This is a genomic window from Secundilactobacillus silagincola, assembly GCF_002583405.1.
GTDB lineage: Bacteria > Bacillota > Bacilli > Lactobacillales > Lactobacillaceae > Secundilactobacillus > Secundilactobacillus silagincola.
The window spans coordinates 101,953-125,146 of the sequence record NZ_BCMJ01000006.1 but is presented as its reverse complement, the minus strand read 5'-3'; the positions used below and the strand labels follow the sequence as shown (position 1 = coordinate 125,146).

The 23,194-nt window shown below is 42.7% G+C and carries 16 protein-coding genes; 12 read left to right on the top strand and 4 right to left on the bottom strand.

Translation table 11 applies throughout. The annotated features are described in order from the left end of the window. The first annotated feature begins 142 nt into the window (after positions 1–142). Both CES82_RS08540 and CES82_RS08535 read left to right on the top strand, forming a co-directional pair. Positions 143–1,498: an MFS transporter gene (locus CES82_RS08540; RefSeq protein ID WP_098825411.1), complete on the top strand. Its 1,356-nt coding sequence runs from the start codon at positions 143–145 to the stop codon at positions 1,496–1,498. A 388-nt stretch (positions 1,499–1,886) separates the two neighbouring features. After that, positions 1,887–4,346 carry a phosphoketolase family protein gene (locus CES82_RS08535; protein ID WP_098825409.1) on the top strand — a complete coding sequence of 820 codons (2,460 nt, stop codon included), beginning with the start codon at positions 1,887–1,889 and terminating at the stop codon, positions 4,344–4,346. Between the two features lie 81 nt (positions 4,347–4,427). Here CES82_RS08535 and CES82_RS08530 read toward each other — a convergent pair whose 3' ends face one another. Next, positions 4,428–5,828 carry an amino acid permease gene (locus CES82_RS08530; RefSeq protein WP_098825407.1) on the bottom strand — a complete coding sequence of 467 codons (1,401 nt, stop codon included), beginning with the start codon at positions 5,826–5,828 and terminating at the stop codon, positions 4,428–4,430. Between the two features lie 776 nt (positions 5,829–6,604). Between CES82_RS08530 and CES82_RS08525 the strand changes: the two genes are divergently transcribed. The 4 genes from CES82_RS08525 (at position 6,605) to CES82_RS08510 (ending at position 12,651) form a co-directional block, all read left to right on the top strand. Then, positions 6,605–7,999 carry an aspartate ammonia-lyase gene (locus CES82_RS08525; protein ID WP_098825406.1) on the top strand — a complete coding sequence of 465 codons (1,395 nt, stop codon included), beginning with the start codon at positions 6,605–6,607 and terminating at the stop codon, positions 7,997–7,999. A gap of 87 nt (positions 8,000–8,086) precedes the next feature. Further along, positions 8,087–9,208 carry an alanine racemase gene (gene alr / locus CES82_RS08520; protein ID WP_098825404.1) on the top strand — a complete coding sequence of 374 codons (1,122 nt, stop codon included), beginning with the start codon at positions 8,087–8,089 and terminating at the stop codon, positions 9,206–9,208. A 165-nt stretch (positions 9,209–9,373) separates the two neighbouring features. Continuing rightward, positions 9,374–10,075, top strand: coding sequence for an ABC transporter ATP-binding protein (locus tag CES82_RS08515; protein WP_098825402.1), 702 nt, complete (start codon positions 9,374–9,376; stop codon positions 10,073–10,075). 5 nt (positions 10,076–10,080) lie between these two features. Then, positions 10,081–12,651, top strand: a complete 2,571-nt coding sequence (locus CES82_RS08510) for an FtsX-like permease family protein (RefSeq protein WP_098825400.1) — start codon at positions 10,081–10,083, stop codon at positions 12,649–12,651. Positions 12,652–12,726: 75 nt separating this feature from the next. On the opposite strand, the gene CES82_RS08505 is transcribed toward CES82_RS08510, so the two are convergent. Next, on the bottom strand, positions 12,727–13,596 hold the full coding sequence (locus CES82_RS08505) for an AraC family transcriptional regulator (RefSeq protein ID WP_098825399.1): 870 nt from the start codon (positions 13,594–13,596) through the stop codon (positions 12,727–12,729). Between the two features lie 160 nt (positions 13,597–13,756). Between CES82_RS08505 and CES82_RS08500 the strand changes: the two genes are divergently transcribed. From CES82_RS08500 to CES82_RS08485, 4 genes are all read left to right on the top strand, one after another. Beyond that, positions 13,757–17,053, top strand: a complete 3,297-nt coding sequence (locus CES82_RS08500; protein ID WP_098825397.1) for a DUF5107 domain-containing protein — start codon at positions 13,757–13,759, stop codon at positions 17,051–17,053. A 104-nt stretch (positions 17,054–17,157) separates the two neighbouring features. Beyond that, positions 17,158–17,610: an NUDIX hydrolase gene (locus CES82_RS08495; RefSeq protein WP_098825395.1), complete on the top strand. Its 453-nt coding sequence runs from the start codon at positions 17,158–17,160 to the stop codon at positions 17,608–17,610. A gap of 15 nt (positions 17,611–17,625) precedes the next feature. Continuing rightward, on the top strand, positions 17,626–18,642 hold the full coding sequence (locus CES82_RS08490) for an aldose epimerase family protein (RefSeq protein ID WP_098825393.1): 1,017 nt from the start codon (positions 17,626–17,628) through the stop codon (positions 18,640–18,642). A 167-nt stretch (positions 18,643–18,809) separates the two neighbouring features. Next, the gene (locus tag CES82_RS08485) at positions 18,810–20,180 is read left to right on the top strand and encodes a sugar porter family MFS transporter (protein WP_098825391.1); all 1,371 of its coding nucleotides are present in this window, start codon (positions 18,810–18,812) and stop codon (positions 20,178–20,180) included. Positions 20,181–20,364: 184 nt separating this feature from the next. Here the strand turns inward: CES82_RS08485 and CES82_RS08480 are convergent, their stop codons facing one another. Further along, a complete protein-coding gene (locus CES82_RS08480) occupies positions 20,365–21,240 on the bottom strand; it encodes a DMT family transporter (protein ID WP_180245707.1) in 876 nt (291 codons plus the stop codon). Between the two features lie 220 nt (positions 21,241–21,460). Beyond that, positions 21,461–22,237, bottom strand: a complete 777-nt coding sequence (locus CES82_RS08475; RefSeq protein WP_098825387.1) for an acetoin reductase — start codon at positions 22,235–22,237, stop codon at positions 21,461–21,463. A gap of 154 nt (positions 22,238–22,391) precedes the next feature. Here CES82_RS08475 and CES82_RS08470 point away from each other — a divergent pair, with 154 nt between their 5' ends. After that, positions 22,392–22,697, top strand: coding sequence for an HIT family protein (locus CES82_RS08470; RefSeq protein WP_098825385.1), 306 nt, complete (start codon positions 22,392–22,394; stop codon positions 22,695–22,697). A 149-nt stretch (positions 22,698–22,846) separates the two neighbouring features. Further along, the gene (locus CES82_RS08465) at positions 22,847–23,164 is read left to right on the top strand and encodes a HesB/YadR/YfhF family protein (protein WP_098825383.1); all 318 of its coding nucleotides are present in this window, start codon (positions 22,847–22,849) and stop codon (positions 23,162–23,164) included. The last annotated feature ends 30 nt before the right edge of the window (positions 23,165–23,194 follow it).

The following is a 23,194-nucleotide window of genomic DNA, read 5'->3' as shown; positions in this document are numbered from 1 at the left end:
ACTTAATCGTGTATTCCTCATTAAATCGGTCATTGCCAGCCGTTCGAGTTTGATTGCAATTGATTTAATCACTATAATTGGATAGTTAAACTTTTAAAAATAAGACAGTACGCAAGTGTTGCCAAGAGAATGGAGAATTGGTATGAGCAAGACGAAACAAGGGTCGCAGCACATGGTCGTGCCGCTGATGATTGGGGCTTTTTTATCTTCTTTGGGTCAGAGCCTGATGACAGCAAGTGTGCCGCAAATTTCTCGGGCATATAATATCAGTGAAGCGACAGGTGAATGGTTAACGATGGGCTATATTCTGATTCTGGGTATTGTCTCAGCCTTCACTGCTTTTCTGATCAACCGAATTCCTACTAGACGTTTATTTTTAACAACGATGTCTTTGTTTACCGTGGGAATCGTTGTTTCATTATTAGCACCTAATTTCCCAGTCCTATTATTTGGACGCCTGATTCAGGGCGTTGGCGCAGGTGTGATGTTGCCGTTGACTCAGGTAGTCTTGATGAATAGTTATCCCAAAAATCGGCAGGGGAGTGCTTTTGCGATGATTGGTATCGTGTTGGCATTTGCACCCGCCATTGGACCGACTGTAGCTGGTATTCTTAACGACTCATTTGGCTTTGAGTCGATTTTTATTTTGATGCTAGTGATGGCCTTGGCAGCGCTACTGATTGGTTTAAAGCTGGTTCACAATGTGGGAGAAACAACTAACGAAACTTTAGATGTCATTTCGGCAGTACTATATTCGGTAGGTTTTTCGGTTTTAATGATTGGCGTGTCTGCCACAAATGTCGGTGAGATATTAGTAGGGTTAGCTATTCTGATTGTTTTCGGTTACCGACAGTTCCATGTCTCTTCGCCATTCTTACAGTTACGTGTTTTTAAGAGTCGGCGCTTTTCTGTGACCATTACCCTGATTATTCTTGGGTACGCGGTGAATATGACGGATGTGATGCTGGTGCCACTGATGCTGCAAACTGTATTGGGCTATTCGGCTACGATTGCTGGGTTAGCTATGTTGCCAGCAGCTCTTTCACATCTCATTTCCAACCCAATCAGTGGCTGGCTGCTGGATCACAAAGGTCCGAGACTGATTGGTATTTGTGGCACGGTTAGCATTGTTTTGGGAGCTGCCGGTTTGACCTTTTTATTACATTCGACGAGTTCGATTTGGTTTGCTGGCACGTGTTATCTCTTGTTGAGTTTTGGCATGTCGATGATCATGACACCGCTGATTCCCTTTGCCGAAAGCGATTTGTCAGTGGCTGAGGTGAGTCATGGTAATGCCATCATTGTTTCTGGCCGACAGATGTTGGGCACGATTATTGGAACAGGGTTATTAGCGGTTGCCGCACAGATTTCTGGAGGTAAGCAGACCACTGCGGCTGGAATTAATGCTGCGTATGCGATTTTGATGGGAATTGCGCTGGTTGGCTTTATCATCGCCATCACGTTACTTAAAAACCGTAAACCTAAAGTTGAGGCTTAATATCGTTAAATTGAATGATTTGAATCATTATTGAAGTTAAAAATGGTCGTGGGATTAATTCTCACGACTTTTTTGATGGTGTAAATTTTCTTGCCCTGTAAAATGATGGAAATTCAATTATGGAAGAAATCCATGAATTAATTGAAAATTAACTACCACATTTCTTCCATCCATAGTATGATTTAAGCACGATAAACCAAGCTGGTTTCACAATTTTGCTTAACGTGAAAATGAAAGATTTTTTACACTTTTATGAATTGGACCGTATCAATTTAAAAAGTTGTTGACTTTTTGGTGAGAATTGGTATTATTAACTAAGCAAAAGACCAAAACGATTTATCGTTAGTTGTCAGAAGTAAAGCTATTTAATGAAGGAGTGTATAATTTCATGGCAGTAGATTATGATTCCAAGTCATACTTGGAAAAAGTTGACGCCTGGTGGCGCGCTACAACCTACCTTTCAGGTGGTATGATTTTCCTGAAGAACAACCCATTGTTCTCAGTTACTGACACACCAATCAAGAAGGACGACATCAAAGTTAAGCCAATCGGTCACTGGGGTACCATTTCAGGACAAACGTTCCTGTATGCTCACGCCAACCGTTTGATTAACAAGTACGGTTTGAACATGTTCTATATTGGTGGCCCAGGTCATGGTGGCCAAGTTATGGTTACTAACTCATACTTGGACGGTACTTACACCGACGCCTACCCTGAAATTACTCAGGACCTTGAAGGTATGTCACGTCTTTACAAGCGGTTCTCATTCCCTGGTGGAATTGGTTCCCACATGACTGCTCAAACTCCTGGCTCACTTCATGAAGGTGGCGAACTTGGTTACTCACTTTCACACGCAACTGGTGCCGTTCTGGATAACCCAGACCAAATCGCCTTTACTGTTGTTGGTGATGGTGAAGTTGAAACCGGTCCTGCTATGACTGCTTGGAACTCAATCAAGTTCTTGAACCCTAAGAATGATGGTGCCGTTTTACCAATTCTTGACTTAAACGGCTTCAAGATTTCCAACCCAACTCTCTTCAGTCGGATGAGTGATGAAAGCATCACTAAGTTCTTCGAAGGTCTTGGCTGGTCACCTCGTTTCCTTGAAAACGATGATATCCATGATTACATGACTTACCACGAAAAAGCTGCTAAGTTATTTGATCAAGCAATTGCTGATATCCAACAAATCCAAAAAGATGCCCGCGAAAACGGCAAGTACGAAGATGGTACTATTCCAGCTTGGCCTGTTGTTATCGCTCGTTTGCCAAAAGGTTGGGGCGGTCCTAAGAAGAACCCAGCCGGCGAACCAATTGAAAACTCATTCCGTGCTCACCAAGTTCCACTTGGTTTGAGCCAAAACAACCTCGATGAATTACCAGAATTCGAAGCTTGGATGAACTCATACAAGCCAGAAGAATTATTCAATACTGATGGTTCATTGAAGGCTGAAGTTGCTGACTTCGCACCTAAGGGTGACAAGCGTATGGCAGCCAACCCTGTTACTAACGGTGGCCGTCGTCGTGGCGAAAAGCCTGCTATGCTTAACTTACCTGACTGGAAGAGCTTAGCTAACGACATCAACGAAAACAACCGCGGGACTTTATTACCAGATGGTAACCGCAACATGGATATGAACGTTCTGTCAACATTCTTTGCTGGTGTTGCTACTAAGAACCCAACTTCATTCCGTGTCTTCGGTCCTGACGAAACCATGTCTAACCGTCTCTGGAGCATGTTCGACATGACTAACCGTCAATGGATGAGCAAGGTCAAGGAACCTAATGACCAATACGAAGCCCCAGAAGGCCGTATCTTAGATGCTCAATTGTCAGAACACCAAGCTGAAGGTTGGCTTGAAGGTTACACTCTGACTGGTCGTCAAGGTATCTTCGCTTCTTACGAATCATTCTTACGAGTAGTTGACTCAATGACGACTCAACACTTCAAGTGGATCCGTCAAGCTGCTGCTGAACCATGGCGCAATGATTACCCATCATTGAACCTGATCTCAACTTCAACTGTATTCCAACAAGACCATAACGGTTACACCCACCAAGACCCAGGTATGCTTACCCACTTGGCTGAAAAGAAGTCTGACTTTATTCGTCAATACCTTCCAGCCGATGGTAACACCTTGTTAGCTGTCTTTGACCGTGCTTTCCGTGACCGTCAAAAGGTTAACCACATCGTTGCTTCTAAGCAACCTCGTCAACAATGGTTCTCAATCGATGAAGCTGAAGAATTAGCCACTGAAGGTATCAAGGCTATTGATTGGGCTTCAACTGTTGCTGAAGGTGAAGATGCTGATATCGTCTTTGCTTCAGCCGGTGTTGAACCAACTATCGAAACTTTGGCTGCTATCGACATGATCAACGATGCATTCCCATCAGTTAAGATGCGTTATGTCAACGTTGTTGAACTCGGACGTCTTCAAAAGAAGAACGGCCCTCTGAACGCAGAACGTTCATTGTCAGATGACAAGTTCGAATCATTATTCGGTCAATCAGGGACTCCAGTTCTCTTTGGTTTCCACGGTTACGAAGACTTGATCGAATCAATCTTCTACGAACGTCAACACACTGGTGCACACGTTCATGGTTACCGTGAAGATGGTGACATCACTACTGCATACGACATGCGTGTATACTCTAAGCTTGATCGTTTCAACCAAGCTAAAGATGCTATTAACACCTTGATTGCTAACGGTGCTATCGACGAAGCTGCCGGTAAAGCCTTTGACAAGAAGATGGATGACATCTTAGCAAAACACTTCAAGATTACTCGTGACGAAGGTCGCGACATTGAAGAATTCACTAAATGGCAATGGACTCCATTGAAGAAGTAATTTCTTTAACGGATAACGTGAACATTTAAAAAAAGCACCAACTCAATTACGAGTTGGTGCTTTTTTGTGCAACAAATGGGGTTAAAGCAGTTTATCGTTAGCAACCGGTACAGTTGGCACCGTTGAACGCTCTCTAGATGAGAAGAAGCCAAAGATGACACACCATAGAATCCCCATTGTAGCGGGAAGCCAGTTACTGCTATCAAAGAACAAGCTGATATAGATGACGATGAAGAAGACAATCAGCATTGGATCGAAGACTTTGTAGGCTGGCATTAAAAATCCGTCTGGCATAAAATCGGCTGACTGACGATATCGGTAATGGGCAATTATGGTGAGTGAATAGACGATCAGGTACAGGTCACTAGATGCAGACGTAATTAAACTAAAGGCGTTTGATACGTAGGGAAGAGCGCTAATAACGGGAGCCAACAAAATTAACGTCGCAGAAATCAAAATGCCCTGAGCAGGAACACCGTGTGTAGAAATGCCTTTGAAATGGCTCATGAAGCGACCATGAGATTCGCTGGCTAGTTGGTAAAAATGGCGGCCAGACGAATAAATCATGCTGTTCAGTGATGATGCCGCTGAAGTGAGAACCACGAAGTTAATGATGGCAGCTGCTGCGCGAAGCCCAACTAATGAAAAGACTTGTACGAATGGACTTTGCTTTGCTGATAAGCTTTGCCATGGATAAATCAACATGATAACAAGTAGGGCACCAATATAGAAAATCAGAATCCGGTAAATCACTTCATTGATTGCTTTTGGCAATACGTGACGGGGATTCTTCGTTTCAGCGGTAGTGATACCGATGAATTCCATCCCTAAAAAGGCGAAGAACACCATCGGGAAGGCACTGATGAAGCTGTTAATACCGTTTGGAAATAGCGATAGATGAGTTGTAATGTTGCCAAGACTGACTTGACCTGTTGGCGTCTTAAAGTGTGTCAGTAACATCATGATTCCTGTCGCAATCATTGAGAGAATAGCAATAATTTTGATCATGGCGAACCAAAACTCTGCTTCACCGAAGATGCGTACGGCGATTAAATTGACGCTGGTTAATATGACCAAGAAACTAATTTGAATCAACCAAGCAGGGAGATGCGGGAACCAAAATTGAACGTAACTGGCAATGGCAGTTATTTCGGCCATGCCCACGCAAATCAACCCAATCCAGTAAGTCCAGCCAGCAAAGTACCCCGTTCGTTGACCCAGATAGCGAGTAATAAACGCAATGAACGTATGTTGAGAGGGATCTTGATACAGCATTTCACCAATACCACGCATCATTAGAAAGAAAAAGATACCAATAATCATATATACCAAGATAATCGAAGGACCAGTTTTAGTAATAGACGTACTAGCACCCAAGAAGAGACCAGTACCAATTGTGCCACCGAGTGCAATCATTTGAACGTGCCGATTAGATAGAGATCGTTTCGTCCCATCAGCATTTGTATTTTCTTGTTTGTTCATAGTCTCACTCCTTTTCATTGATGTTAATTTAATCACCTAATGAAATAAAATTCAATAGTAAAATTAAAAATAAATGAGATTTTATGTAGAAAATGGATTTAATAGTTGCTATAATGACTGACATAGAAGCGATTATAAACGATTTAATTAATTAAATTGTTTTCTAATAATTAATTATGCATAATTAAAATGAATAAATACTTACCTAAAAGCGCCAAAGATTGACTGATTATCACATTGCTGTGGCAGACTGATCATTCTTCTGCGCATGAGTAGAAACTAAGCAAATTATCAGTTTAAGGTCAAAATTGTGACGTTCATAAGTTTACTTGTAAACGGTAGTAATACAAAATTGATTATGCATTTTTGATAAAAGACCATTCAGCACGTGAATATTTTAAGGAGAGGAGACGGTAAGCTAACATCTTGGAATCTTGTGAGTAGACTAGAAAAGCAATTTTGCTAAGTATGTCATGAAACAATAGGCACTTGAAGGGAGGCGCTGGTGATTAGATACAATATGTAATAGACTCAAGTATTTTTAACGAACATATGTCATGTTTAGTAACATAGAATCTAATTGAATTCACAATTTAAAAACGTGATAAACCATGATTTATTGGTATTTAGTTTAATTGATTGAAATTGGTAAACCTAACATAGCACCTATTTTAGCAGTATTCTATTGATTAATTTCTAAATAGGTATAGGATATATTTTGTGATGTTAGTATATCTGACATAAACTATTTAAATTAAACGACAGGAGAGATTGCCATGAGAATTGAACAGGATTGTATTGGTAAGTTAGCGATTGATGATGATGCTTTATATGGTATTCACAGTAAGCGTGCAGAGAACAACTTTCCTATTTCAAGGGAAAAGATCCATCCCTTAATTATCGAAAGCTTTCTCCAAATTAAAAAAGCGGCAGCACAGGTCAACCAACAAGCTGGTACCTTGAAGGCCGCCAAAGCTAACGCCATTATCGCGGCATGCAATCAGCTGTTGCTTGGCAGACATCAAGACGCGTTTATTGTGCCTGCAATCCAAGGCAGTGCTGGTACTTCAGCTAATATGAACGTTAATGAAGTTGTTGCCCACTTGGCAGAAGCATTGACACCTGGCGTTCACGTTCATCCTAACGATGACGTTAACCAGTCACAGTCAACTAACGACACCTTTCCAACAGCTGGTCAAATGGCAATGTTAAAAAAGCTCCCATCTCTTCTGAAAGCAATCAACGGTTTACTCGATGAGCTTGAAAACCTCGCGGAGCAGAATAAGGACGTACTGAAAATTGGCCGAACACAGTTGGAAGATGCTGTGCCTACAACTTATGGGCGAACGTTTACGGCATATCGGTCAATGTTTAAGCGTGATTTAGCACGTTTATCTGCTGTGCGAGATGATTTAGCGGTGGTTAATTTAGGTGGTACCGCGATTGGGACTGGCCTTAACGCCACTAGTTATTATCAAGCGCACATTGTGGGACAGGTCAACCAGCTGACACAGTTAAATCTCGTTTCAGCTCCAGATTTGATTGATGCCACTCAGAACTGTGACACTGCGGTAGTCTTTTCCGGTGCGCTCAAAGCGTTGGCAGTTGACTTATCTAAGTTCTGTAACGATTTACGACTGCTCGGAAGTGGCCCTCAAGCTGGATTAGCGGAACTACGGTTGCCAGCAGTACAGGCAGGATCATCAATTATGCCAGCTAAAGTCAACCCAGTTATCCCAGAAGTGGTGAACCAAGTTGCGTTTGAAGTTATCGGAAACGACACCACGGTTACCTTAGCCGCGCAAGGTGGTCAACTTGAGTTAAACGCCTTTGAGCCAATTATGTTTCGCGACATACTGGCGAGTGAGACTTACCTCGAAAAGGGCATCCAGACTTTAGTTGCTAACTGCCTGCATGGATTGCAAGTTAACCGAACAAAGACGCAACGTTATGTTGAACATTCAGCAATTATAGCGACCGCACTTTCACCAATCTTGGGTTATACCAAGACAACGGCGGTGATTAAACAAGCACTGAGCGAGGAGCGCTCCGTGCGAGAAATTGTTCTTGATAGACACCTGTTATCAGTAGAGCAGCTTGATCAGCTGTTATCGCCTGAAAGTCTGCTACACGGACAATCCACTGTACAAACAAAACGGCGTGAAGGATAAAGTATGGCTTTATTTCGAACTAATGATTTAAAAAAATTTGGATACAGTTGAAAGTATGGGTAATTTCATTAAAGGAAGTCTTGTAAAATGGTAATTGGCAAACATCGACCAAGTCGAATCGTGGTTGACCAAACCGCAATTTATCAGAATATTGCAAATGAAAAGGCCAGATTAACTGATAAAACTGAGCTATTCATGGTAGTGAAAGCTAATGCTTACGGACACGGTCTGCTTCAAGTGGCAGCTACGGCATTGCGTGCGGGTGCTACGGGCTTTTGTGTGGCAATCCTCGATGAGGCACTAGCGTTACGTGAAGCTGGGTTTAATCAGCCGATTTTAGTATTAGGCATTACTGAGCCTCAATACGCTGCACTGTTAGCCGTCAACCATATCTCCGCGACAGTGGGATCGTTAACTTGGCTGAAAACTGCACAAGGCTTTTTAGAAAACGAGCACGTGACCACACCATTAGCCGTTCATCTAGGCCTTGATACTGGAATGGGTAGAATTGGGTTTCAGACGTCTACCCAGTTGGCAGCGGCTGTAGCGTATCTTCAAACGGCTGAGCAGTTTACATTTGAAGGCATTTTTACCCACTTCTCCAAAGCCGATTCGGCTGATACGGAATACTTTGAACAACAATTAAAGAAGTGGCGTGTTTTCATGGCGGTGGTGCCTGATCGGCCAAAATACGTTCACGTCTCCAACACTGCCACAAGTTTGTGGCATGATGCCTGTAACGGCAACCTCATTCGCTTCGGTGTTGGCGGTTATGGCTTAAATCCATCAGGGGTCGAACTGGAACCGCCGTTTGTCTTGCACCCAGCGATGCGTCTGGAGTCCCGTGCGGTTTTCGTCAAAGCATTAAAAGCGGGTCAATCAGTGAGCTATGGTGCTACCTATACGGCACAGGAAGACGAGTGGGTGGCAACGGTTCCGATTGGCTATGCTGACGGGTATAGACGGCAACTGCAAGGCTTTCACGTGTTGGTGGACGGTCAGTATTGTGAAATTATTGGGCGGATATGTATGGATCAGTTAATGATTCGGCTGCCGCATGAATACCCAGTAGGGACGCTTGTTACACTGGTTGGTGAAGATCATGGTCAAACAATTTCATTGCAAGAGATAGCTGACTACTGTGGCACGATCCATTATGAGATTGCCTGTGGGTTTAGTGAACGATTGCCGCGGTTTTATCAAAATTAACTTCTATAATATATACATTGGGCTATAAGCTGTCAGTACGAAATTGATGGCTTGTAGCCTTTTTCCTATTGATCAATATTTGATAGTCACAATAAAATTCCACCTTGAATTTCTGCGTTGGTCAAGCGATACTCAATACAAGAGAACTTAAACGAGGTGGAATGCATGAGTTACATTGAAGTACAAAACGAATCGAAGAAGTATCAAATGGGCGAAACTGAAATCATCGCCAATAACAAATTAAATTTCACGTGTGAACAGGGACAGTTAACCGTGATTTTAGGTCCTAGTGGTGCGGGGAAATCGACGGTGCTCAATATTTTGGGTGGTATGGATACGCCAACAAGCGGTGAAGTTTTGATCGATGGCGTGGATATTGCAAAGTTTAACGATCGTCAGCTAACGGCGTACCGTCGCAGCGACGTAGGGTTTGTTTTTCAATTCTATAACCTGATTCCGAACTTAACGACTAAGGAAAATGTCGAACTGGCTAATTCAATCGTGGATGATGCGTTGGATGCTGAAGAAACGTTACGTGAAGTGGGACTGGGCAATCGACTAGATAACTTTCCGTCGCAACTCTCCGGCGGTGAACAGCAGCGGGTCGCCATTGCCCGAGCCCTAGCCAAGAACCCCAAGTTGCTCCTGTGTGATGAGCCAACGGGTGCCCTAGATTTTGAAACCGGGAAACAAGTCCTGAGCCTGCTTCAAACGGCCAGTCAACGCGATAATAAGACGGTGGTGATCATCACCCATAACGCAGCCATCGCCAAAATGGCTGACCGTGTCATCCGAATCAACGATGCACAGGTGCGGTCGGTGGAAGATAATCCGACACCCGTTCCCGTTGAACAGATTGAGTGGTGATCGGGATGAAACCCATGACTAAAAACATGTGGCGTGAGATTGCTGCTAACAAGGGGCGGTTTATCGCCATTATTATGATTATTTTATTGGGAACACTGATCTTTGTGGGGGTTAAAGCTGCTGGTCCTAGTCTCAATGATTCCATGGATAATACGGTTAAAACTGAGCACTTAAGCGATGTACAACTGTTTTCCACAACTGGATTCACCCCAAAAGACGTTCGAACCGCTGAACAAGTTGCTGGTGTGCAAGCGGAAACCAGCAAGTTCAAGTATGTCACTGGCGGCAAGGATGAAGACGTGGTGGCATTATATGGCTATCAATCTGGTGCGAAACAGAATCAGCTGAAACTACGGAGCGGTCATTTACCCCAGTCAGCAGATCAAATCGTATTGGACGAACGGGCTAAACGTGATTATGGCTACCGGCTAGGGGACACGTATCGGTTTAACAAGCAAGCTGATCTTAAGCAACAGGCTTATCAAATCGTTGGTTTTGCGGATTCACCACAGTACATCGATTACAGTACCCGTGGCTCAGCAAACGTTGGCGATGGTACGGTTCGTTATTTTGCGTATATTAAACCGCAGCAATTAAACCTGCCAACAGCAACGGTATTAACGGTGAGGTTCAAGTCATTGCAGTCAATGAATTCGTTTAACGATGACTATCAAAGTGCTGTAAATAAAAAAGTGACAGCATTAAAGGCTGCCTTTAAACCGCGGGCTAAGGAACGCAATCAGCAACTATCAGCAGAGGTAAAACGTTCCTTCGCGCCGCAACAGCAAAAATTAACGCAAGCATCTAAGCAGTTAGCGCAGTTAAAACAGGCCACTGGCAATTCAGCAGCGCTCCAGCAGCAAACGCAAACGTTAAGTGAAAATCAGGCGAAGTTAAATGCAGCGTTGAAAGAAGCTACTGCTAAAGCACACACGACCTATACTTGGCAGACTCGCGAAGACTTGCCAGGATTTACATCATTTGGAGACACCTCGGACCGAATTGCGGCCATTGCTAATGTATTTCCAGTCTTTTTCTTTCTCATTGCAGCGTTGATTACTTTTACCACGATCACACGGATGGTGGAGGAAGCGCGAAGGCAAATCGGCACGTTCAAGGCGCTTGGCTATACGAAGTGGGCCATTGCTAAAAACTATTTGAGCTATGCGTTAATGGCCGGCTTAATCGGTGCCATTCTAGGTAGTGCCATTGGAAACGTGACCCTTCCTCGGCTTGTTATTTCGATGTACCACATGAGTATTCCGTTGACCACCTCAGTGCCGGTGATGTGGTCAGTGATTGCTTTAGCGGTTGTCTTCTCGCTGTTAGCAACGGTAGGCGCGGCAGTGATTGTGATTCGTCGCGAGTTGGCTGAAAAGCCCGCTGATCTGATGTTGCCAAGAACACCTAAATCAGCGAAACGGATCTTAATGGAACGCATTACACCGTTGTGGCGTCGGATGAGTTTCAATCAGAAAGTGTCTTACCGAAACCTATTTCGGTACAAGAGCCGGATGTGGATGACGATTATTGGTATTGCTGGTGGGACGGCGTTGATTTTGACCGGTTTTGGTCTTAATGACTCAATCGGTTCAACTGCTAGTCAGCAGTACGGTCAAATCTTCCACTATTCAGCTACCGTATCATTGGCCCATGATGGTCAGAGTCAAAAGGCGATGCGGGTGTTGAATCAGTCGGATGCATATAAGGGCGCCACAAAGGTTAATCTGACCACTGGTAAGGTGAAAGCTAATACCAAGCAAATCAGTGACGTGAATCTAGTTACCCCGAACGATAATCGACAGTTCAAGAAATACGTCACGTTAAGTCATGCGCTCACTAAAAGCGGGTTGGTAATCAGCAAAAAAATTGCCTCTCAGCTTGACGTTAAAGCGGGGGACAATGTCAGCTTTACCACTGCCAAAGGTAAAAAGGCACGTTTAAAAGTAGTGGCAGTGACGCCGAACTACATGGGAGTCTTTGCGTACATGAGTCCAACTGCCTACCACAATGCTTTTAATGCCAAACCAGCAGTAAATACGCTGTTCGTTAAATTAAACAAGCAGTCCAGCCAGCAGCAAAATAAACTGGCAAGACAATTGCTGAAACACGGCGGTGCACTGGGAACCAGTTTCGCGTCAGATCAGGAAACCACGATCAAGACCATGAGCAGTTCTATGAACGTCATTGTGTTAATCATGATCCTGTTGTCTGGTGTTCTATCGTTCGTGGTGTTGTATAACCTAACTAATATCAATATTTCAGAGCGGATTCGTGAGCTTTCGACGGTGAAAGTGCTGGGTTTCTTTGATAATGAAGTGACCATGTACGTTTCACGGGAGAATATTTTACTGACCATCTTCGGCATCATTTTGGGATATGGTGCTGGCTGGGGATTGCTTAGCTTTATTTTGAATCAGGCGACAACGTCCCAGGTAGTCTTCCCGGTAATTATTCGCTGGCCAGGATACGTGGTAGCTACGTTGCTGATGGTAGTGTTTACCCTAATTGTGATGTGGGTGACCCATCAGAAGCTGAAGCATGTTGATATGGTGGAAGCGTTGAAGGAAAATTAAATAGATGTTGTTAAAAAAGCCTATTCCGGCAATTCCTCGGAATAGGCTTTTTGGAACTATGGAACCTGTTAATCCTTACGAAATTTCCTGTTGACGGTATTCTCTTGGGGAAACGTGGTATTCCTTTTTAAACACTCGGGAAAAGTAATAACTGTCAGTGTATCCTAATCGGGTGGCAATTTGTTGGATAGGGATATTAGTAAATCGTAGATAATGGCTTGCTCGGTCTATTTTGGCAGAGGTGATAAATTGATTCACACTGACCTTGGTAACTTTGCGAAAGGTTCGACTCAGATAACTGATTGAAATTCCCAGTGTTTTAGCGATATCGTCTAGTTTAATGGGGTTACTGATGTTTTTGTAGATGTATTGAATGGCCATATCTACATAGGTACTGCCTGTAGTGACATCACTTTTATTAACGCTTAAGCCAGAGAGGAGCGCACCTAGTAATTGAGAAGCATACAATTCTCGGTTTAACGAAAATCCTGGTTGAAAGGTCTTGATCATAAACCAAAACAGCTCCATAACGGATTTAATTTGGCTAATGGGAAGTTCTTCTAAATAGAAGACAGACTTGGGGTAGACACAGGGATAGCTAGTCGCTAAGTTACCACGAAAGTGTACCCAGTAGATGTCCCAAGGATCGTTTTCGGCAGTGAAATATTTATGTCTGATATTAGGTGGCAAGATAATGAACGAATGTTGTTTCATCGCGTAAGTTGTATGATCAACAACAACTGTGCCTGATCCGTTGGTACAAAAAATCACGATCCAGGTATTGGTACCGTTTTGACGAGAAACGTAGTGATAGTCAGCGTTGGGGAAAAAGCCAAGATCGGTGACGTAGAGGTTGTTGAAAATAGGTGAGGATGCATATGAGCGTAGTAAAGCTGGCGGTAACACAAATAAGTATTCGTTATCGAAATCTTCTAAACGACGCATGGAACCCCTCCATTCAATAAATATAACGTATTATATAAAACGCTTACATTATATACCGACTGTATCGAATAATCCATCTTTGGGTGAGGATAGTGCATTTTAAGAAAACGCTTTCTGTACTATGGTGTAGATAATCAAAGGACAGAAAGGAACGATTTTAATGAGTACAAATACCGGTGTTTCTATCACAGAAACGACGATCACGTTGCCAACGTATCAAACCAGTAAACCCGAAAAAAACCCGATGTTTCTTGAGAAGAGGGTTTATCAGGGCAGTAGCGGCAAAGTCTATCCATTCCCCGTCACTGAAAAGATTCATGAAGATAAGGTTGATCAAAGTTATCGCGCAATTATTTTAGAAAACCAGTATCTTCAGGTAACCTTTTTACCTGAATTAGGCGGTCGAATTTATCGTGCCTTAGACAAGACAAATAACTATGATTTCGTCTACTATAATCACGTCATTAAGCCAGCGTTAGTTGGTTTAACTGGTTCTTGGATATCTGGTGGGATTGAATTTAACTGGCCGCAACATCACCGTCCAGACACTTTTTTACCCGTTGAGACAAAAATTGAAGAACATGACAACGCAAAAACGTTGTGGATTAGCGATATTGACAAAATGTATGGGACTAAAATTTTGGTTGGCTTTACGATGTTTGCAGACAAAGCCTATTTAAAACTAGATGAACATTTTAGCAACCCGACTGATTTACCGCAAACATTTCTCTGGTGGGCCAATCCAGCTGTGCCAGTGAATGATAATACGCAATCGATTTTCCCACCTGATGTTAATGCCGTCTTTGATCACGGTAAGCGGGCAGTTTCAACGTTTCCAATTGCCACCGGTGAGTACTACAAAATCGACTATTCTGCAGGTGTTGATATTTCACGCTACAAGAACGTTCCTGTACCGACCTCTTATATGGCTGCTCATTCAGAATATGATTTTTTAGGTAACTATGATCACCAAAAGAATGCAGGATTACTGCACGTTGCTGACCATCATACTTCGCCTGGTAAGAAGCAGTGGACATGGGGTAACGCCGACTTTGGCCAGTCATGGGACAATCAGTTAACGGATAATGATGGGCCGTATATTGAACTAATGGTTGGAACCTATACTGATAATCAACCTGATTTTACGTGGTTGAAACCACACGAGCAAAAAACTTCCACTGAATATTTCATGCCGTATAAGGATGTTGGAGCAGTTAAAAATGCCACTATTGATGCAGCTGTGAACCTAGAAGTTACTCAACAAGGCGTAGCAGTTAAGGCCTATGCAACCTCTGTTTATCAAAACGCACACGTGAAGTTATATCAGCAAGATAAACTTGTAGCAGATGAAACGGTGATGTTAAGTCCTACTCAAACTTTCGAGAAAAAGTACGATGTGAATGGTGATCAATCTGAGTTCAAGTTAATGGTAACGGATGCTGAAGGCCAGCAGTTGGTTGCTTACCAACCAGCAGCAGATCATATTAAGCCGATTCCTGATCCTGCAAAAGCAATCGCTGCTCCAGAAGAAATTAAGACTAACGATGAACTTTATTTTGCAGCACAGCATCTGGAACAATATCGACACGCAACTTATCGGCCGGATGATTACTACCTTGAAGGACTTAAGCGTGATCAAAATGATGATCGAATCAACGATGCCTATGGCCTTTTGCTGTATCGGCGCGGGTTATTTGCTGAAAGTCAAACTTATTTTGAACGGGCTATCGCACGTGAAACTGAACACAACACTAACCCATTTTCTGGCGCAGCACACTATCATTTAGGCCTTAGCTTAATGATGCAAGGACAGCTTAAAGACGCATATGACCACTTCTTTAAAGCAACTTGGTCTTATGAAACACAATCAGTTGGCTTCTTAGCATTGGCACAAATAAAGAGTCTTGAAGGTGATTTAGATGCCGCGCTGATTGATATTGATAAGGGGTTGAATACCAATTATAGTGATATGACTTTGCGGACACTTAAGGTAAACGTCTTGCGGCGGGCTCATGAGAGTGAAGCTGCTAAGCAATTAGTGGAAGAGAATGCTGCAATTGATCCACTATGTCTTGGTAACCGTTACGAAGCCTGGAAGCTGAATCCGAGTGCGGAGAATCAAAAGGCACTTGGAGCTGCCTTAAACCACAAATTAAATAACCATCTGAGTTTGGCGGAGTCTTATATCAAGGCGGGTCAATACGCAGATGCATTGGAAATCATTCAGTTATATACCGCCGAAAACCCAATCAAGAGTTACTATGAAGCCTTCCTTTCTAATAAATTGGGTGATACAAAGGCTGCAAAGAAATTTGCTGATCAGGGTGCTGCTGGTAATCCGGATTATGTCTTTCCAAACCGTTTAATGGATGTCGTTGTTTTAAGCGCGACTATTAAGCAAAACCCAAGCGATGGTCTGGCAGCTTATTATCTTGGTAATTTATATTATGATCGAAAAGTTTATGACCGTGCTACTCAGCTGTGGGAACAATGTGTCAAAGCCAACCCAGATTATCCAATGGCGCACCGGAACCTGTCAATCGCCTATTTTAACCGGCAACAGCAACCTCAAAAAGCGTTGCATGAGTTGGAACTAGCCTTTAAGCTGGATCCGCAAAACAGTCGGTTAGTGTTTGAACTAGATACGCTATACGAAAAGTTAAATCGGCCGTTAAAGGAACGATTAGCCTTTCTTCAAGATCACTTTGACCTCACTCAGCAACGTGATGATAGCTACATCTCACTGGTTACATTATTAAACGAAACGGGTGATTATCAGCAAGCTTATACAAGAATTATGGATCATGTCTTCCATCCATGGGAAGGCGGTGAAGGTAAGGTAAGCACGCAGTATGAATATGCGCTGGTTGAATCGGCAAAACAGGACTTGGCTGCTAATCGGGTTCAGGATGCTATCGATAAACTTAAACAAGCATTGGTTTATCCACGAAGTTTAGGTGAGGGAAAGCTGCCGATTGCGGTAGACAACATCATTAATTACTACCTGGGACTAGCTTTTAAAGCAAGTGGTGATGATACTCAAGCTAAAGAACACTTTGAAAAGGCAACTGCTGGTTTGAGTGAACCAACGGATATGATGTACTACAACGATCAGCCAGCTGATACTATCTTTTATCAAGGATTGGCGTTTGAACAGCTACACCAAACCAGTCAAGCTGATGCCCGCTATTATAAGTTGATCAGCTTTGGAGAGCGACATTTATTCGATCATTTCAAGATGGATTACTTTGCCGTTTCATTACCAGATGCTCTGCTTTTTGATGAAAATTATCAGGACCGTAACGCCGTTCATTGTTACTACTTGATGGCATTAGGTCATTTAGGATTAGGACATGTGGAACAAGCTCAAAAACTCTTTGGACAGGCGCTTGCTATTAGTAATCACCATCAAGGTGTTTTACGGCATCACAATTTTAAAAAGGAGAACGTTAAGTAAAATACGGCAGCATTAAATGTCAGCGCCTCTTTGGATGATCTTGGAATGGTTGTTTGAAAGAGACGCTGATTGTTGTCGGTGAATATTTAGGGGGCAAACGTAATATGCCAAGTTATATTAAGGAGTTGCGTGCATTAGTCGGACATCGACCACTGATTTTAAATTCTGCGTCAGGTGCTTTGTTTAATCAACACCAGCAAGTGTTGCTCCAAGAACGAACAGATACAGGTGATTGGGGTTTCCCCGGGGGATATTTAGCTTTTGGAGAGGGTTTTAAAGATGCTTTGGTCAGAGAGTTTCAGGAGGATGCGGGGCTGGTTGTTCAGCCGTTGCAATTATTACAGCTGTCGGATCAAAATCACTACACTTATCCGAATGGGGACCAGGTTCAGCCAATCAACGGATTCTATCTGGTAAAGTATGTCTCTGGAAGATTATTACAACAGGCGACAGACGAAACGACTCAGTTGGCATACTTTGATTTAGATCAGCCACCGACCTTTTTTAATGCGCAACATGCAACGATGTTTTCGGTACTTCAACAGCATTATTTGTAGAAAGGAGGTAGTGACATGTCAATTAAAGTAGTCCGGTATCAACGTGAAAACCAACATGATTATTGTGAAATTACGATGGAAAATAATCAGGGAATGCAGGTCAAATTATTAAATTATGGTGCAACCCTCGAAAAAATCCTTATTCCAACCGCACAAGGATTGGAAAATATCATTATGTCGCTTGATTCACCAGCAGACTACTCAAAGGCACGTAATTTTTTGGGAGGAACAGTGGGCCGAGTTGTTGGCAGAATTCGTCATGGTCAGTGGCAATATGGCAACCATATTGTGCAGTTACCGTTAAACGATGGTCAAAATCACATCCATGGTGGAACAGGTACTGATACGCAAGTGTTCGACTTTTCAACTCATTTTGATACGCATCAAAGCACAGTGGCTTTTATCTTATTTGATGCAGATGGTAACAACGGATACCCGGGTAATATGAAGTTGCAGGTCAGTTATACGTTGGATAATGATAATCAGTTGACCTACCGAATTAAAGCCGTTAGCGATAAACTGACCATTTTTAATCCGACCAATCACGTTTATTTCCGCTTGAATGGGTCCGAATCCGATGTGTTAGGACTCAACCTTCAACTCAATAGTGATGTGTATTTGCCCCTAGATGCGGATAGTTTACCCTATCAAGGCAGAAAGTCAGTGGAGGGAACCGTCTTTGATTTCCGGAACGCTAAGCCGGTTGGGACTGTTATCAATAGTCATGACCCAGAGATTGATGCAGAACATGGCTTAAATCATCCGTTTTTGCTGCGGGGTGATGACCCAGCAGCTATCTTAAGCTCCCCTGATAAAAAGAGAAGGGTAGTCATGACAACGAAATCACCGTCGATAGTGGTTTATACTGCCAATCACTTTGACCATACGGGGATTGCAAAGCACATTGGTCAGTACGATGGTATTACTCTCGAAGCACAAGTGCCACCTGCAGAGGGTAGCGATTTAACAGCTATCACGTTATTCCCAGGGGAACAGTTCAATACGTGGACTAAATGGCAGTTTGAGTATTAAAAAGTTACTGTGCGACAAAGATAAATGGCTTTACTTCACGATAATCCATCTTTGCAATTGATTAGTACATTTTTATGTATGCGTTTTCATTATATCCTTAGATTAAGCATAAATAGAACGTTCTTTTAACTTAATATGTAGTCATATTTGGGTGGAGGTATTTAAACATGGAAAAGAAAAAGCGTCTTACACCGTATGTCATTTTGATTTCATGTGCGGCTGCGCTAGGGGGGTTACTGTTTGGTTATGATACAGCCGTAATTTCTGGCGCTATTGGCTTTTTACAGGTCAAATTTAGTCTTGATAGTGTGGCAGTTGGCTGGGTAACGTCTTGTATTCTAATTGGGTGTGCCATCGGTGTTTCGATTGCGGGGGTATTAAGTGATCGATTTGGCCGCAAAAAGATTCTGGTATTATCAGCTATTATTTTTGCTGCATCATCAGTTGGTGCTGCATTAGCTGGCAGTTATATGACGTTAGTGATTTGGCGGATGCTTGCTGGTGTTGGTATTGGACTAACATCACTTATCACGCCACTGTATATTGCTGAAATGGCACCGGCTGAAGTACGTGGCAAGTTAGTTTCAGTGAATCAACTCGCTATTACAATTGGAATTTTTGTAGTGTACTTTATTAACGCTGCCATCGCTTCTGGTTCGACTCAGGCTTGGAACGTCTCAACAGGCTGGCGCATGATGATGGGGATTGGTGTTATTCCATCCGCCTTGTTCTTGATTGCTTTAATTCCTGCTGGTGAAAGTCCGCGTTGGCTGACCCAGCATGGTAAGGCTGATCGAGCACTTGGTGTTCTAAAGAAGGTCGAAGGAAACTCAGAGGATGCTCAATCAGAACTGACTGAAATCCAAGAGGCTAATAAAATTATCGATGATTCTCGTTTCCGAGATCTGTTTAATAAAACCTGGTTTCCAGTCGTTGTTATCGGTGTGCTATTAGCCTTATTCCAGCAATTTTCCGGCAGTAACGCCATTATGTATTATGCACCAGAGATTTTTAAGGGTGCAGGATTTGGTCAAGATGGTGCCTTCATGGCCACTGTTTCTATTGGGATGATCAACATGGTAATCACGGTGGTGTCACTTGGTTTAGTTGATAGAGTTGGTCGTAAACAACTATTAGGCTGGGGCTCACTAGCAATGTCGATTTGTCTATTGATCGTTGCAATCTGCTTCTTTACGGGCGCTTCGGCAACTTTGACTTTGATCTTTGTTTTACTTGCGATTGCGTCATACGCGATTTCTTTAGCACCAGTCACTTGGATTCTAATTTCAGAAATTTTCCCATCACGTATCCGTGGTCGTGCAATGTCGATTTGTACCGTTGTGCTTTGGTTGAGTGACTTTACTTTGAGCTATACCTTCCCAATTTTGACGCAAAATATTGGTGAGGGTTGGACCTTTATGCTGTATACAGCAGTAACGTTGTTATCGGCCATCTTTATTTGGCGAGTACTCCCAGAAACTAAGGGTAAATCTTTGGAACAAATTGAACGCTTCTGGAAAGATCGCGCTAATAGCTAGAGATCGTGTGAATTGTAATTGGAAGTATTCATTCACTGTTTGTTAGGGTTTAAAAGCAGTGGCTAACATGATTAGCAGAACGGCAGGTGTAACAAATAAAGGGCTTCATTTCAGTATTACTTGGAATGGAGTCCTTTTTCATGTTGGACGTATTAATCAAAGATTTGGGTAAATTCAACAGTGTTCATTCTCCAGTTTGTGGCCACTGCGCCTTAACAATCTCCGAAGCCGCCACACTCAAGAAAATAATAGCCGCACCGAAATATTGCTGAGGTGACAATACTTCGCCAAGGGTGAAAAAAGCAAAGATGGCGGAGAAAATCGGTTCGAGGGAATAGATCAAACTCACCGTATCTGGCGCTAAATAGTTTTGAACCTGAGTTTGAGCGACAAAACCAAAAGCGCTGCAAATCAGGCCAAGTGCTAAAACAGCTCCCCATTGAGAAGTGGATTGGGGCAGGGTGATGCCGTTCATTAAGCCACCGAAGATTAAACCTTCAACGCCAGCCACGCCCAGTTGCCAAATACTGACGCCAAAGGTTACCAGATGTTTTTTAGCTAAAATGTCGGAAACAATAATGTAGATGGCGTAGATTGCCGCACAAATGACACATAATAGCGCGTTGAAATCCAATTTTAAACCTGCTCCATTGGCCACTAATAAGTATAATCCCAGTACAACAATGATCGTGGTGATGACTGTGCTAAGACGTGGGAAATGTTTCTTGAGAATGGCCTCAAAAATTGCCACAAAAACGGTGGTGGTACTAAGCAAAAAGCCGGCAGTGGAGGCAGTTGTATGCTGCAAGCTGATCATAACAAATGTGAAGGCACAGAACAGTAAGGTGCCCAATGTGAAACTAGCGAACACTTCACCGCGAGAGGGTCGTTTCAGTATTCGCGCAAAAACGAGAATGGTTGCTAGAAACGCAACGGTGAAACGTAACCCGACTAGAAAGAGCGGTGCCACGCTGATAAGCGCAATCTTCATCCACATATAGGATGCACCCCAAGAAGCTGTGACTAAGAACATTAACCAATAAGCACGTTGACGATTCATATGTAAACATCCTTTAATATCAGTTTTGTATCGTAATAATTTTACACTAATTGAAAATTCAATGGTATGAGTATTCTCAGGTAGGGCTGGGGAAATCAGCATCAGTTGAAGCTCTATGGCGAACTAGTTGAGAAAGCAAGCTAAATAGTAACGAAACTAAAAAAGCATTTCTACAGGAATTTAACCTGCAGGAATGCTTTTAACGTTTACGTTCATTTAATTAAAGTAAGCCACCACCATCAACAGCGTAAGTTTGACCGGTGATGAACTCAGCTTCTGGACTAGCTAAGAAGGTCACCATGTTGGCAATATCGTTTGGTTCAACAGTCCGGCCTAGTGGAATTGTACCAACGTAGTCTTTCTTGTTTTGTCCCAAAGGTTTGCCGTTGATTTCGGACATCTTAGCGTCGATTTCATCCCACATACCAGTGGTACCCACAACACCAGGTGCATAGGCATTGACGTTAATGTGTGCTGGTGCAAATTCTAGTGCAGCAGCTTGAGTAATGCTAATAACGGCTGCTTTAGTTGAAGAATAAGTTGCCCAAACAGGGAAAGCGTGCATCCCAGCAATTGATGAGGCATTAATAATGCGACCTGGTACGTTTAACTCTTTGAACTTCTTAGCAGCTGCTTGAATACCATAAATCACACCGAAGACGTTGATCTTATAACTAAATTCAAGGTCTTCAGGTTTGATATCTTCAAACTTATCAACTTTAGCAACTCCGGCGTTATTAACCATGACATCAAAGCCATTTAATTGGCTAGCAGCTTGATCAACAGCTTTCGACACGGCTGCTTGATCCGTGACGTCAACCGGAACGAAGATTGCCTTTTGACCAGCACCTTCAACATCCGAAATAACTGATTTTGCTTTTTCTTCTTGTGCTGGCAGATCTGCCACAGCAATATCGAAACCTGCTTTAGCTAAGTGTAAACTGACTTCTGCACCAATACCTTGTGCGGCACCTGTAACCATTGCAACTTTTGTCATAAATAATAAGCCTCCTAAAGAATTTGAAATACAACTCTATTAGAGTGTACTTTAATGAAAACGTATTTACAAACAATATACTCCGGGAATCTAAGAGATAATCCAGGTGTTACAATGAGAGGTAAATAATACAGATAGGAAATGGGTGAACGCTATGATTGATGATAAATGCGTATTCTGCAATAAGCCAGCCGTTTTAGAGAATGATTTAGCTAAGGGATTCTTTGATATTCGTCCCATGGCCCCGGGTCATTTCTTGATCGTGCCTAAGGAACACTATGTGACTTTCTTTGATGCCCCGAGAGACGTTCAAATTGCTATGGTCGATTTACTGGATCAGGCGAAAACTTACTTGGATGAACAATATCATCCCCGTGGCTATCAGGTGTTTAGCCATGTTGGCGAGGCGGCATATCAAAAAGTCTTTCACGCCCACATTCATTTGGTACCAGTAGCTTGAAAGAAGTAGAACAGATAAATTGTACACAAATTAAATAAAACACAAGTATATTTTTTAACACTAGTACTTGGGTATGGTATATTATCCTTGACGTGTGAATGACACGTACTTTACTTGCACTTAAACAGGTTATCCAAGGAGGATGTCCAATGAAACTACAAATTACCGATGCCGCAACTAAGTGGTTTGAAGATGAAATGAACGTTAGCTCGGATCAAAAAGCTGCGATTCGTTTTTATGGTAAATTATATGGCCGCACGAAGGTTCACGACGGCTTTTCAATTGCTTTGGCACGGGAACTGGATCCGCATAACTTTGGTGTCAAAGTAGAAAAAGATGGTGTTACCTTCTATATTGAAAAAGATGACCTTTGGTTCTTCAAGGGATACGATTTAGATGTTGATTATGATTCGAAGGAAGATCCCAATAACGTTCAGTATGAATGGACGGATAACGGGGAATTGTAAAAGTTAAGATAGATAGTGAAAGCACTCAGC